Source organism: Nocardioides sp. Root140 (assembly GCF_001426745.1).
Lineage (GTDB): Bacteria > Actinomycetota > Actinomycetes > Propionibacteriales > Nocardioidaceae > Nocardioides.
Genome location: NZ_LMFI01000001.1, coordinates 194,641 through 207,020 on the forward strand (window position 1 = coordinate 194,641; position 12,380 = coordinate 207,020).

Consider the following 12,380-nt stretch of genomic DNA (forward strand, 5'->3'; position numbering starts at 1 on the left):
GTCTCCTCATCCCTTGTTCACCATTCTGCTCCGCGCACTGTGAATCGGGTTGGCAACTTGGAGGAAGTCGTCGAACCGGTAGCCCGCGATCTTCGCGATCTCGAGCAGCGCGGCCGCGTGCTCCTGGGTCTCGCAGTTGGTCAGCCGGGAGCGGCCCTCCTCCAGGATCCGCTCGAAGGAGTAGGCGTCGCGGACCGAGATGATCAGCGGGAATCCGAACCGTTCGGAGTACTCCGACGTGATCGCGGTCAGCACGTCCTGCTCGGGCTCGGCCAGGTGGGTCAGGCCGCGGGTGGACTGGTCGCGCAGCGACGCCTCGCCGCTGAGGCCGTCGGAGACCAGCTTCGAGCCGAGGGCCGGGTAGGACTCGATCAGCTGGCGCTGCTCGTCCTTCGAGCCCGAGAACAGCACTTCCTGGAAGGAGCGGCGCAGCGCGTGGGTGTCGTGGAACGGGCGCAGGTCGTAGGCCCGCTCGACGGCCCAGCGCGGGCCCTGGAACAGGGGAGCGAAGGTCTCGACGAACTCGGCACGGGTCATCTTGTTGACCTGGTCGAGGCGGACCGAGTCGCCGGGTTGGCCGGCCACGGCCGGGCCGAAGTCCTTGCCGATGTGGTGGAAGACGATGTTGAGCACGATCGCGGTCAGGCTGCCCAGAGTGATGCCGCTGCCGAGGATGATCTCGGCCCAGTTCGGGACGGCCTGTGCGACCTGCGGCTGGGCGGTGACGAACATGGCCAGGCCGATGCTGGTCGCCACGATCACCACGTTGCGGTGGTCGTGGAAGTCGACCTTGCCCAGGGTCTGGAAGCCGACCACGGCCACGGTGGCGAACATCGCGATCGCGGCGCCGCCGAGGACGGGGTGCGGGATGCCGGCGACGACCGCACCGGCCTTGGGGATCAGGCCGAGCAGGATCATGATCGCGCCAGCGGCCGCGACGACGTACCGGCTCTTGATGCGGGTCAGCCGGACCAGGCCGACGTTCTCCGCGAAGCAGGTGTAGGGGAACGAGTTGAGCACGCCGCCGAGGGTGGTGGAGAGTCCGTCGGCACGCAGGGCCCGGGCGACGTCGTCGCGGTCGATCCGCTTCTCGACGATCTCACCGGTGGCGAACACGTCGCCGGTGGTCTCGACGGCGGTGATCAGCATGACCACGATCATCGAGACGATGGCGGCGAAGGAGAACTGCGGCCAGCCGAAGTAGAACGGGGTGGTCGCGCCGACCCAGGCTGAGTCGTTGACTGAGCCGAAGTGGGCGTCGCCCAGCATCCAGGCCACGGCCGTGCCGGCGACCAGGCCGACCAGGACGGCGACCGTGGCCATGAAGCCCTTGAAGACGCGCTGGATCACGACGATCAGGGCCAGGGTGCCGAGGGCGTAGGCCAGGTTCTTGCCGCTGGTCGGGTCGGAGGTCGGGCCGGCACCACCGGTGGCGTCCGCGGCCGCGACCGGCAGCAGTGCCAGACCGATGATGGTGATCACCGAGCCGGTCACGACCGGCGGGAAGAAGCGGATCAGCTTGCTGAACCACGGGGCGATGGCGAAGGTGAAGAGGCCGGCCACGATCACCGCGCCGTAGATCACCAGCAGGCCGTCGGTGCCGCCCCCGGCAGCCAGGCCGATCGCGATCATCGGCGAGACCGCCGTGAACGTGACGCCCTGCAACAGCGGGAGTCGTACGCCGACCTTCCAGAAGCCGACCGACTGGATGATCGAGGCGATGCCGCAGGTGAGCAGGTCGGCGTTGATCAGGTGGATCAGCTGCTCGGTGCTGAGGCCGATCGAGTTCGCCAGCAGGATCGGCACGATCACCGCTCCGGCGTAGAACGCGAGCACGTGTTGCGTGCCGTAGACCGCGAGCTTGCCGACCGGGAGGACCTCGTCCACGGGATGTACGGCGGTACGGGGGCTGCGAGATCGTTTCACTGGTGTCTCCTCGGGGGCATGACTGCGTGGCATGTCTTTGTGACCTGCACAACAGCATCCGCTCGCGGCGGTCCCAGCGGCACCCGACGAACCTCCGAAGGTGGTGCGTGTGGAGGCCCTCGTCGTTGTGCGATCACCCAAGCGACTCCAGGGCGAGGAAGACGTCGACCCGGTCGTCGAGGCGGGACAGGTCGCGGCCGGTCAGCTCCTGCACCTTCTCGATCCGGTAGCGAACCGTGTTGACGTGCAGGTGCAACGACTCCGCCGTACGCGCCCAGGAGCCCGAGCAGGACAGGAACTCGCCGAGCGTGCCGATCAGCTCGCCGTTGGTGCGCCGGTCGTGCTCGAGCACCGCGCCGAGGACCCGCTGCGCGTAGGAGCGGCGTACGTCGTCGGGGACGCAGGCCAGCAGCAGCACGTGGGACGCGACCTCGTCGGAGCCCACCACCGAGACCGGTGCACTGCCGGAGCGGGCCACCCGGTGGGCGAACCGCGCCTCCTCGAGCGCCCCGGTGATCGCGTCGGTGCGGGCCTCGCCGCTCAGGCCGACGGCCAGGTGACCGCGACCGGTGCCCGGGGCCAGCCGGGCGAACGACGTGCGCAACCGGTCGGTGAGGTCGGGGGCGGAGGGGAGGATCCCGACCAGGCGGCCGTCCCGGCCCGGCGCCACGACCGGCGAGCCGCCGACCGACAGTGCGACGTCCTCGAACAGCAGAAGGGCGGAGTCGTCGGGGGCGTCGCCGTCGAGGTCGAGTACGACGAGGGTCACCGGGCCGTCGGGGTCGAGGCCGGCCTGGCGCAGCCGTACGGCGATCTCGGCGTACGGCGCCCCGCCCTCGACGAGCGCCAGCACGTCGGCGGACGTCGGCCGCAGCGCGCGCACGCCCTCGTCACGGCGTGACCGGTCGAGGGCCGCGATCGAGCAGAGCTCCTGCACTGCCTCGACGTGGTCGCGCGGCCACTGCTCGTGGTCGCCGTCGACGGCGACCAGCCAGGAGGTGAGTCGGTTGCCGAGGCCGGGGCCGACCGGGAACAGACTGTACGTCGAGTCGTCGTCGCGGGCCACGGCCGGCAGCCGGTCGGCGGCGAGGAAGCCCCGGACCAGCGCGTCGAGCGTGGTGGGGCCCAGCGGGCCGGGTCCCTCCGCGACGTGCCGCCCCGTGGTGGTGAGGACCCGGCAGGGCCGGTCGACCTCCGCCGAGACCCGGGCGGCGAGCTCGTCGAGGCTGCGGCCGTCGGCGAGCGAGGAGACCAGTTGGCGCTGGCGTGAGAGCCGGGCTCCGCTGACCGCCGAGCGGGTCGCGGAGACGTGCTCGGTGATGTCGGCGAAGGCCACCTCGATCGGGACCTCGATGAGGGTGCACGCGTGCCGGCGGCAGGCCTCGACCAGGTCGTCGGGCACGGCACCCAGGAGCGCGTCGCCGGCGAGCACCGTGGTCGCCCCGCGGGAGGCGACCGAAGCCACGAAGGTCTCGCTGTCATCAGGCGTGCGGCGCCAGGCCAGCCCGGTCATCACCAGCTCGCCACCGGTCAGGTAACGACCCGGCTCGAGCAGGTCCGTGGTGATCACGCGGCCGACCGGACGACCCAGCGATCCGGGGGACTCGTGCAGCACGCGCAGCCCCAGACCGGGGGCGGCGAGCAGCTCCGAGAGCAACATGTGCGGCTCCTTCCTGAGTGGAACGTACAGGTTGACGTGACTGGGGTCACGCCCTACAGTGATTCCGAAGTACAGAAGTAATCTTCCGCAATGCGAAATACGGAATACGAGGAACCCTCATGGACCACACCCTGCGCTACGAGGTGAACTGCTCGATCCTGTTCACCGAACTTCCCCTGCTCGAGCGCCCCGCCGCGGTCAGGGCGGCCGGCTTCGACGCGGTCGAGTTCTGGTGGCCCTTCGCCGAGGCCGTGCCCACGGACCGGGACGTCGACGCCTTCGTCGGTGCCATCCAGGACGCCGGCGTGCAGCTCGTCGGTCTCAACTTCTTCGCCGGCGACATGCCCGGCGGCGACCGCGGCCTGGTCTCCTGGCCGGCCCGCTCCGCGGAGTTCCGCGACAACATCGACGTCACCGTCGGCATCGGCGAGCGACTCGGCTGCAGGGCCTTCAACGCCCTCTACGGCAACCGCGTCGACGGGGTCTCCGCCGACGAGCAGGACGAGATCGGCGCCGAGAGCCTCGCACTCGCGGCCCGTGTCGCGGACCGCATCGGCGGCACCGTCCTGGTCGAGCCGGTCAGCGGCACCCCGACGTACCCGCTGAAGACGGCCGCCGACGCCCTCGCGGTCATCGACCGGGTCCGCACGCGCCACGACGTCACCAACGTCGGCCTGCTTGCCGACCTCTACCACCTGGCCGTCAACGGCGACGACGTCGACCGGGTGATCGCGGACCACGTCGACCGGGTCGCCCACGTGCAGATCGCCGACGCACCCGGCCGCAACGAGCCGGGCACCGGCGACCTTCCGCTGATGCGCCAGCTCGCCGCCCTCGAGGCCGGCGGCTACACCGGCTGGGTCGGCCTCGAGTACAAGCCGTCCACCACCTCGGTCGACAGCTTCGGCTGGCTTTCCCGCGAGCGCCGTACGTCGGCCGCCGCCGCCCACTGAAACGAAGAGGAGCCACACCAATGACGAACATCGCCTTCATCGGACTCGGCATCATGGGCAGCCCCATGGCCGTCCACCTGGCCAACGCCGGCCACTCGGTCGCGGGCTACAACCGCACCCCGGACAAGGCCAAGCCGCTCGTCGACGCCGGCGGCCGCGCCGCGGAGTCGATCGCCGACGCCGTGCGCGACGCCGACATCGTGTGCGTGATGGTGCCGGACTCGCCGGACGTCACCGACGTGCTCGCCGGCGACGGCAACGTCTTTGCCAGCGCCAAGGCGGGCGCGCTGATCATCGACTTCTCCAGCATCCGCCCCGACGTCACCGTCGAGCTCGCGAAGCAGGCGCAGGACAACGGGTTCCGGCTCGTCGACGCCCCGGTGTCCGGTGGCGAGGCCGGCGCGGTCAACGCCGCCCTGTCGATCATGGTCGGCGGTGCGGCCGACGACTTCGAGGCCGCCAAGCCGGTCTTCGACGCGGTCGGCAAGACCATCGTCCACGTCGGCCCGAGCGGCTCCGGCCAGACCGTCAAGGCGGCCAACCAGCTCATCGTCGCCGCCAACATCCAGGCCCTGTCGGAGGCCGTGGTCTTCCTCGAGGCCTACGGGGTCGATACCAAGGCCGCCCTCGAGGTGCTCGGCGGCGGACTGGCCGGCTCCAAGGTGCTGGACCAGAAGAAGGAGAACATGCTGTCCCGCTCCTTCGAGCCCGGCTTCCGGATCGCCCTGCACCACAAGGACATGGGCATCGTCACCAGCGCCGCCCGCGAGGCCGGTGTCGTCGTACCCCTCGGCTCGCTCGTCGCCCAGCTGATGGGCAGCGCCCTCGCCAACGGCGACGGCGCCCTGGACCACTCCGGCCTGCTGCGAGGCGTCGAGCGCCTCAGTGGCACCGAGACCTCGACCACCCAGAAGGAGAACTGACATGGCACGCATGCGCGCGGTCGACGCCGCCGTCCTGATCCTGGAGAAGGAAGGGGCCACCCAGCTGTTCGGCCTCCCCGGTGCCGCGATCAACCCGTTCTACAGCGCCCTGCGCGCACACGGCGGGCTCAAGCACGTGCTGGCCCGCCACGTCGAGGCTGCCTCGCACATGGCCGAGGGCTACACCCGGGCCGCGGCCGGAAACATCGGAGTCTGCATCGGTACGTCGGGCCCGGCCGGCACCGACATGATCACCGGCCTCTACTCCGCGTCCGCCGACTCGATCCCGATCCTCTGCATCACCGGACAGGCGCCGGTGGCCAAGCTGCACAAGGAGGACTTCCAGGCGGTCGACATCGCCTCCATCGCCAAGCCGGTCTCCAAGTGGGCGGTCACGGTCATGGAGGCCGCGCAGGTGCCGGGCACCTTCCAGAAGGCGTTCCAGATCATGCGCGAAGGACGTCCGGGCCCGGTCCTGGTCGACCTGCCGATCGACGTCCAGATGGCCGAGATCGACTTCGACATCGACACCTACGAACCGCTCCCGGTCAGTCGCCCCGCGGCGACCCGCGCCCAGGCCGAGAAGGCACTGGCCATGCTCAACGCGGCCGAACGCCCGCTGATCGTCGCCGGCGGCGGCATCATCAACGCCGACGCGTCCGACCTGCTGGTCGAGTTCGCCGAGACCACCGGTGTGCCGGTCGTGCCGACCCTGATGGGCTGGGGCACGATCCCCGACGACCACCCGCTGACCGCGGGCATGGTCGGCCTGCAGACCTCGCACCGCTACGGCAACGCGACCATGCTGGCCAGCGACTTCGTGATCGGCATCGGCAACCGGTGGGCCAATCGCCACACCGGCAGCGTCGAAACCTACACGCAGGGCCGCACGTTCGTGCACGTCGACATCGACCCGACCCAGATCGGTCGCGTCTTCGGGGCCGACTACGGCATCGTCTCCGACGCCAGGGCCGCGCTCGAGGTCTTCGTCGAGGTGGCGAAGGAGTGGGCGGCACAGGGCAAGCTGGCCGACCGCACCACCTGGGCCGGCGAGTGTGCCGAGCGCAAGCGGACGCTGCAGCGCAGGACCGACTTCGAGAACGTGCCGGTCAAGCCGCAACGTGTCTACCAGGACATGAACAAGGCCTTCGGTCCCGAGACCCGCTACGTCTCCACGATCGGCCTGTCCCAGATCCAGGCCGCGCAGCTGCTCCACGTCTACAAGCCGCGCAACTGGATCAACGCCGGCCAGGCCGGCCCCCTGGGCTGGACCGTTCCCGCCGCCCTCGGCGTCGCGGCCGCCGACCCCGAGGCCACCGTGGTCGCGCTGTCCGGCGACTACGACTTCCAGTTCCTGATCGAGGAGCTCGCGGTCGGTGCGCAGTTCCACCTGCCCTACATCCACGTCGTGGTGAACAACTCGTACCTGGGCCTGATCCGTCAGGCACAGCGTGGCTTCGAGATGGACTACCACGTCCAGCTGTCGTTCGAGAACGTCAACAGCCCCGAGCTCAACGGCTACGGCGTCGACCACGTCAAGGTCGCCGAGGGCCTGGGCTGCAAGGCGATCCGCGTCTTCGAGCCCGACGAGATCCTGCCGGCGCTCGAACAGGCCAAGAAGCTTATGGTCGAGTTCGAGGTCCCGGTCGTGGTCGAGGTCATCATGGAGCGCATCACGAACGTGTCCATGGGGCTCGAGATCGACAACGTCGTCGAGTTCGAGGAGCTGGCCGAACGCGGCGAGCACGCGCCCACCGCGATCACTCCGCTGGACTGAGTGGACTCTCGATGCCCAGGGTCCTGATCGCCTCCGACAAGTTCAAGGGGTCGCTCACCGCCGCCGAGGTTGCGGCGGCGGTGGGCTCCGGCGTACGTCGTGCCCGGCCGGACGTCGACGTCGACTCCGTGCCGGTCGCGGACGGGGGAGACGGGACCCTGGCGGCCGCGCTCGCGGCCGGTTTCGCGAACATCCCGGTGACCGCCACCGGCCCGACCGGTGAGCCGGTCGACACGGCCTACGCGCGCCGCGACGACGTGGCCGTCGTCGAGCTGGCCGACGTGTCCGGCCTGGTCCGGCTGCCGTCGGACCAGGCCCCCATGACGGCCGGCACCCTGGGCGCCGGTGAGGTCATCGCCGCCGCGATCGCCGACGGCTGCCGACGCATCGTGGTCGGCATCGGCGGCAGCGCCAGCACGGACGGGGGCGCCGGGCTGTTGCAGGGCCTCGGCGCGCGTCTCCTGGACGGCGCCGGTCGGCCGATCGGGTCCGGGGGAGCGGCCCTCGCCGATCTCGAGTCGCTCGACCTCGCCGACCTGCGCGCGCGGACCGACGGAGTGGAGTTCGTGGTCGCCTGCGACGTGGACAACCCGCTCACCGGGCCCGTCGGCGCGGCCGCGACCTACGGCCCGCAGAAGGGAGCCGGTCCCGGCCAGGTGATCGACCTCGACGACGCGCTCAGCCACTGGGCCGACGTCGTGGCCACCACCACCGGCACCGACCTCCGGGAGGCCGCCGGAGCCGGGGCCGCCGGTGGTGTGGGCTTCGCCGCCCTGGCCCTGCTCGGTGCCGAGCTCCGGCCCGGCATCGACCTGGTGCTCGATCTCGTCGGCTTTCACGAACGGCTGGCCGGCGTCGATCTGGTGATCACCGGTGAGGGCGCACTCGACGCCCAGACCCTGCACGGCAAGGCACCCGCGGGAGTGGCCGAGGCCGCCGGGGCGTTGGGCATCGCGGTCGTCGCCGTGTGTGGCGTCAACCGGCTCGACGCCGCGCGGTTGAACACGGCCGGCATCGAGGCGGCGTACGCCCTCACCGATCTCGAACCCGACGTCAGTCGCTGCATGAGCGACGGCGTCCCCCTGCTCGAACGACTGGGCCAGCAGATCGCTGAGACCCACCTGGTGGGGACCACCGGAAGCTCGTCGTGTGTCGCGACGAACTTGCGGCGACACCCACTCGCCATGAACTGAGGAGACCCCATGAGTGCTGACCAAGCACCCCCTTTCGTCATCGCCGACGGCGGTGAGGCATGAAGCTGCTCCGGGTCGGCGCGATCGGCCGCGAGCGCCCGGCAGCCCTCGACGCGAGCGGCCTGCTGCGGGACCTGAGCTCGGTCGCCGACGACATCGACGCCCGGCTGCTCACCGATCCGGTGCGGATGGCGGCTACACGACAGGCGGTGCACGCCTGCGCGCTGCCGGTCCTGCCACCCGGACTCAGGCTGGGCGCACCCGTGGCCCGTCCAGGCAAGGTGGTCGGGATCGGGCTGAACTACAAGGACCACGCCCTCGAGACCGGCGCGTCGATCCCGGACGAGCCGGTGGTGTTCCTCAAGCCGGGGACCTCGGTGTGCGGCCCGGCCGACACGATCGCCTTGCCCGCGGGCAGCACCACGACCGACCACGAGGTCGAGCTCGGGGTGGTGATGGGCGCTCGCCTGTCGCGCTGTCACGACCCTTCCGCCGCGCTCGCCGCGGTCGGCGGCTACGTCACCGCCGACGACGTCTCCGAACGCTCGCGCATCGCCGCGGGGCCGACCTGGGCCAAGGGCAAGTGCGCGGACACCTTCACCCCGATCGGGCCGTGGCTGGTGACGCCCGACGAGGTGGGCGACCCGCAGGCGCTGACGCTGACCCTCACGGTCAACGACGAGGTGCGCCAGTCCGGCACCACCTCCTTGATGGCGTACGGCGTCGGCGAGCTGCTGGCCTACGTCTCGACCCTGATGACCCTCGAGCCGGGGGATCTGGTGCTGACCGGAACCCCCGGGGGAGTCGCCGCCGGCCGCCCTGAGCCCAAGCCTTATCTCCGGGACGGCGACGTGGTCGAGGCCGAGGTCATCGGTCTGGGGCGACAGCGCACCCCGGTTTCGGGGATCCACGACGCATCTCTGGAACTACAGTGAGGTCTTGATGAGTACAGAAGTCGAAGCACAGGTCAACGAGCCCTGCGACCTGGTGATCCGTGCCAGCCGTGTGGTGAGCACGTCTGGGGAGGTGGGCCGTCTCATCGGCGTCAAGGACGGCAGGATCGTCGCGATCGAGCCGCTCGACTCCGAGCTCGACGGTGCCGAGCTCCTCGAGCTGGCCGACGACGAGGTGCTGATGCCCGGCCTGGTCGACTCGCACGTGCACGTGAACGACCCGGGGCGCACCGAGTGGGAGGGCTTCACGTCCGCCACCCGGGCCGCCGCCGCCGGCGGCGTCACCACGATCGTCGACATGCCGCTCAACAGCATTCCGCCGACCTGCGACGTCCCGGCCCTCGAGCTCAAGCGCAAGACTGCGGAGAGCCAGGCCTTCGTCGACGTCGGCTTCTGGGGTGGCGCCATCCCAGGCAACGTGCCCGACCTGCGGCCGTTGTACGACGCCGGAGTGTTCGGCTTCAAGTGCTTCCTCCTGCACTCGGGCGTCGACGAGTTCCCGCACCTCGACCCCGACCAGCTCGAGGAGGCGATGCGCGAGCTGCGCTCCTTCGACGGGCTGATGATCGTGCACGCAGAGGACACCCACGCGATCGAGCGGGCGCCGACCGCCCACGGTGAGACGTACGACGACTTCCTGCACAGCCGACCGCGTGGCGCGGAGAACCTCGCCGTCGCGCAGGTGATCGAGCTGGCCCGCTGGACAGGTTGCCGGGTGCACATCCTGCACGTGTCGAGCTCCGACGTGCTGCCGATGCTGGCCAGCGCGCGACGCGAGGGCGTCCAGATCACCGCCGAGACCTGCCCGCACTACCTGACCTTCTCGTCCGAGGAGGTCCCCGACGGCGCCACGCAGTTCAAGTGCTGCCCGCCGATCCGCGAGGCGGCCAACAGGGAGCTGCTCTGGGAGGGTCTGCGCGAGGGCGTGATCGACATGGTCGTGACCGACCACTCGCCGTCAACTGTCGACCTCAAGTGCCTCGACACGGGCGACTTCGGGGTCGCCTGGGGCGGGATCTCCTCGCTCCAGCTCGGCCTGTCGGCGGTCTGGACCGAGGCCCGCCGTCGCGGCTTCACCCTGGTCGACGTGGCCCGCTGGATGTGCCAGGCCCCGGCCCGGCAGACGGGCCTGCGGAGCAAGGGCCGGATCGAGATCGGCTACGACGCCGACTTCGCCGTCTTCGCGCCGGACGACGCGTTCGTCGTCGACGTCGACAAGCTGCACCACAAGAACGCCATCACGCCGTACGCCGGTCGCCCGCTGGCCGGTGTCGTCCGCAGCACCTGGCTGCGCGGTCGGCGCATCGACATCACCGAGCAGGCCGAGCCCCAGGGCCGCCTGCTGACCCGAGGAGGAGCATGACCACCCCAGCATCGCCGCGCTACTACGCCCCGAAGGGCGGGCACCCGGCCCAGAGCGAGCTCACCACCGACCGGGCGACCTTCACCGAGGCGTACGCCGTCCTCCCGCGCGGCACGATGCGCGACATCGTGACCAGCAACCTGCCGTTCTGGGAGAACACCCGGCTCTGGGTGATCGCCCGGCCGCTGTCCGGCTTCTCCGAGACGTTCTCGCAGTACATCGTCGAGGTCTCGCCGGGAGGTGGCAGCGACAAGCCGGAGCTCGACGAGGGCGCGGAGGGCGTGGTCTTCGTGGTCGAGGGCGACCTGGTCCTCGACCTCGAGGGGGAGAAGCACGACCTCGGGCCCGGTGGCTACGCGTTCCTGCCGCCCGGCTCGGCCTGGACCCTGCACAACACCAGCGACGCCACCGCCACCTTCCACTGGATCCGCAAGGCCTACCAGTTCGTCGACGGCATCGACGTGCCCGAGGCGTTCGTGACCAACGAGGTCGACGTCGAGGCCGGCGAGATGCCCGGCACCAACGGTGCGTGGTCGACCCAGCGGTTCGCCGACCCGACCGACGTCCGCCACGACATGCACGTCAACATCGTCAACTTCGAGCCGGGCGGCTCGATCCCGTTCCCGGAGACCCATGTCATGGAGCACGGGCTCTACGTGCTCGAGGGCAAGGCGATGTACCTGTTGAACAACGACTGGGTCGAGGTGCAGGAGGGCGACTTCATGTGGCTGCGCGCCTTCTGCCCGCAGGCCTGCTACGCCGGCGGCCCCGGTCGGTTCCGCTACCTGCTCTACAAGGACGTCAACCGGCACGCCAAGCTGAGCCGTCAGTTCGTGTGACGGCGTTGGCCCTCTGATGCCTGTTGCCGTCGTCACCGGAGCCGGCTCCGGCCTGGGTCGTGCCATCGCGCACGGCCTGGCCGGGGCCGGCTTCACGGTCGCCCTGCTGGGTCGTCGTGCCGACGCGCTCGAGGAGACCGCCGAGTCGATCGCTGACGCCCTCGTGCTGCCGACTGACGTCACGGTGCCCTCGAGTGTCGACACGGCCTTCGCCGCGGTGGTCGACGCCTGGGGTCGGGTCGACGTGCTCGTCAACAATGCCGGCACCTTCGGCCCGAAGGGCGAGGTCGACGAGATCGCCGTGGACGACTGGCTCGACACCGTCTCGGTGAACCTGACCGGCGCTTTCCTCTGTGCCCGTGCGGCCTTCGGGCAGATGAAGCGCCAGGACCCGCGAGGCGGCCGGATCATCAACAACGGGTCGATCTCCGCACACACGCCGCGGCCGGGGAGTGCGGCGTACACCTCCACCAAGCACGCGATGACCGGCCTGACCAAGGCGCTGGCCCTGGACGGGCGCGCCCACGACATCGCGGTCGGTCAGATCGACATCGGCAATGCCGCGACCGAGATGACCTCGGGCTTCGGGCAGACCGAGCCGACGTTCGACCCCCGCCACGTGGCGGACGCCGTCGTCGCGATGGCGCGGCTCCCACTGGGAGTCAGCGTGCCCGCCATGACGATCCTCGCGACGGGCATGCCCTACGCCGGTCGCGGCTGAACAGCTCGTCCGCAGCGGCCGTCAGGCGCCGTGCTGTGCTGTGCTGTGCCGCTTGTCCGGGTCGGCGAGAAG

General features: G+C 70.5%; 10 protein-coding genes. 8 read left to right on the forward strand and 2 right to left on the reverse strand.

What is annotated here, in order from left to right; translation table 11 throughout:
* Nucleotides 1-6: 6 nt before the first annotated feature.
* Together uraD and ASD30_RS00990 are read right to left on the reverse strand one after the other, a co-directional pair.
* Entirely contained in the window at nucleotides 7-1,926 is a 1,920-nt protein-coding gene (gene uraD / locus ASD30_RS00985) for a 2-oxo-4-hydroxy-4-carboxy-5-ureidoimidazoline decarboxylase (RefSeq protein WP_200951060.1), read from the reverse strand.
* Nucleotides 1,927-2,059: 133 nt separating this feature from the next.
* Nucleotides 2,060-3,586 carry a PucR family transcriptional regulator gene (locus ASD30_RS00990; protein WP_056675643.1) on the reverse strand — a complete coding sequence of 509 codons (1,527 nt, stop codon included), beginning with the start codon at nucleotides 3,584-3,586 and terminating at the stop codon, nucleotides 2,060-2,062.
* Between the two features lie 119 nt (nucleotides 3,587-3,705).
* Between ASD30_RS00990 and ASD30_RS00995 the strand changes: the two genes are divergently transcribed.
* Genes ASD30_RS00995 through ASD30_RS01030 form a run of 8 tightly spaced genes read left to right on the forward strand, consistent with a single transcriptional unit; the run spans nucleotide 3,706 to nucleotide 12,308 of the window.
* On the forward strand, nucleotides 3,706-4,539 hold the full coding sequence (locus ASD30_RS00995; protein WP_056675651.1) for a hydroxypyruvate isomerase family protein: 834 nt from the start codon (nucleotides 3,706-3,708) through the stop codon (nucleotides 4,537-4,539).
* A gap of 20 nt (nucleotides 4,540-4,559) precedes the next feature.
* Complete coding sequence (locus ASD30_RS01000) at nucleotides 4,560-5,462, forward strand: 2-hydroxy-3-oxopropionate reductase (protein WP_056675656.1); 903 nt, start codon at nucleotides 4,560-4,562, stop codon at nucleotides 5,460-5,462.
* A gap of 1 nt (nucleotide 5,463) precedes the next feature.
* A complete protein-coding gene (gene gcl / locus ASD30_RS01005) occupies nucleotides 5,464-7,239 on the forward strand; it encodes a glyoxylate carboligase (protein ID WP_056675660.1) in 1,776 nt (591 codons plus the stop codon).
* A gap of 11 nt (nucleotides 7,240-7,250) precedes the next feature.
* Entirely contained in the window at nucleotides 7,251-8,432 is a 1,182-nt protein-coding gene (locus tag ASD30_RS01010) for a glycerate kinase (RefSeq protein WP_082563472.1), read from the forward strand.
* A gap of 59 nt (nucleotides 8,433-8,491) precedes the next feature.
* On the forward strand, nucleotides 8,492-9,367 hold the full coding sequence (locus tag ASD30_RS01015) for a fumarylacetoacetate hydrolase family protein (RefSeq protein ID WP_056675665.1): 876 nt from the start codon (nucleotides 8,492-8,494) through the stop codon (nucleotides 9,365-9,367).
* 7 nt (nucleotides 9,368-9,374) lie between these two features.
* On the forward strand, nucleotides 9,375-10,748 hold the full coding sequence (gene allB / locus ASD30_RS01020) for an allantoinase AllB (RefSeq protein WP_056675672.1): 1,374 nt from the start codon (nucleotides 9,375-9,377) through the stop codon (nucleotides 10,746-10,748).
* Nucleotides 10,745-11,587 carry a bifunctional allantoicase/(S)-ureidoglycine aminohydrolase gene (locus ASD30_RS01025; protein ID WP_056675680.1) on the forward strand — a complete coding sequence of 281 codons (843 nt, stop codon included), beginning with the start codon at nucleotides 10,745-10,747 and terminating at the stop codon, nucleotides 11,585-11,587. Before allB ends, ASD30_RS01025 begins: the two co-directional genes overlap by 4 nt.
* 16 nt (nucleotides 11,588-11,603) lie before the next feature.
* The gene (locus ASD30_RS01030) at nucleotides 11,604-12,308 is read left to right on the forward strand and encodes an SDR family oxidoreductase (RefSeq protein WP_056675687.1); all 705 of its coding nucleotides are present in this window, start codon (nucleotides 11,604-11,606) and stop codon (nucleotides 12,306-12,308) included.
* Nucleotides 12,309-12,380 lie beyond the last annotated feature (72 nt).